Annotated in this window: 1 rRNA gene; it reads left to right on the forward strand. The window is 50.5% G+C overall.

Annotated elements, in window-relative coordinates:
- The first annotated feature begins 1 nt into the window (after position 1).
- Positions 2-1,516, forward strand: a 16S ribosomal RNA gene (locus tag EZH24_RS11640).
- The last annotated feature ends 10 nt before the right edge of the window (positions 1,517-1,526 follow it).

Here is a 1,526-nt window from a genome sequence, read left to right on the forward strand (position 1 = left end):
GAGTATGGAGAGTTTGATTCTGGCTCAGAGCGAACGTTGGCGATGCGTCTTAAGCATGCAAGTCGAGCGGACTTATTCGGGCAACTGGATAAGTTAGCGGCGAACTGGTGAGTAACACGTAGGTAATCTGCCGTAGAGTGGGGGATAACCCATGGAAACATGGACTAATACCGCATATACTCTTGACACATAAGTGTAGTAGAGGAAAGGAGCAATCCGCTTTACGATGAGCCTGCGGCCTATTAGCCTGTTGGTGAGGTAAAAGCTTACCAAAGCTACGATAGGTAGCCGACCTGAGAGGGTGACCGGCCACATTGGGACTGAGATACGGCCCAGACTCCTACGGGAGGCAGCAGCTGAGAATCTTCCACAATGGACGAAAGTCTGATGGAGCGACATCGCGTGAGGGATGAATGCCTTCGGGTTGTAAACCTCGGAAATTATCGAAGAATGAGTGACAGTAGATAATGTAAGCCTCGGCTAACTACGTGCCAGCAGCCGCGGTAATACGTAGGAGGCAAACGTTGCTCGGATTTACTGGGCGTAAAGGGTGAGTAGGCGGAACTATAAGTCTAAGGTGAAAGACCGAAGCCTAACTTCGGGAACGCCTCGGATACTGTGGTTCTTGGATATTGTAGGGGATGATGGAATTCTCGGTGTAGCGGTGGAATGTGCAGATATCGAGAGGAACACCTATAGCGAAGGCAGTCATCTGGGCATTTATCGACGCTGAATCACGAAAGCTGGGGGAGCAAACAGGCTTAGATACCCTGGTAGTCCCAGCCGTAAACGTTGCACACTAGGTGCTTCTATGATAGTAGGCGTGCCGTAGCTAACGTATTAAGTGTGCCGCCTGAGGAGTATGCCCGCAAGGGTGAAACTCAAAGAAATTGACGGGTCCCCGCACAAGTGGTGGAGCATGTGGTTTAATTCGATGATACGCGAAAAACCTTACCTGGGTTTGAATTGTTAGATGAATGATATAGAGATATGTCAGACCGCAAGGACATTTAACATAGGTGCTGCATGGCTGTCGTCAGCTCGTGTCGTGAGATGTTGGGTTAAGTCCCGCAACGAGCGCAACCCTTACCCTTTGTTGCTACCGAGTAATGTCGGGCACTCTTAGGGGACTGCCTACGTTTAAGTAGGAGGAAGGTGGGGATGATGTCAAGTCCTCATGGCCCTTATGTCCAGGGCTACACACGTGCTACAATGGCAATTACAAAGAGAAGCAAGACCGCGAGGTGGAGCAAATCTCAAAAAAATTGCCTCAGTTCGGATTGGAGTCTGAAACTCGACTCCATGAAGTTGGAATCACTAGTAATCGTAGATCAGAACGCTACGGTGAATACGTTCCCGGGGATTGTACACACCGCCCGTCACGCCATCGGAGTTGGTTTTACCTGAAGTCGTTAGCCTAACCGCAAGGGGGGCGGCGCCGAAGGTGGGACTGATGATGAGGGTGAAGTCGTAACAAGGCAGCCGTACCGGAAGGTGTGGCTGGATCACCTCCTTTATTCGGAGAT

The organism is Brachyspira catarrhinii (assembly GCF_005518285.1).
Taxonomy (GTDB): domain Bacteria; phylum Spirochaetota; class Brachyspiria; order Brachyspirales; family Brachyspiraceae; genus Brachyspira; species Brachyspira catarrhinii.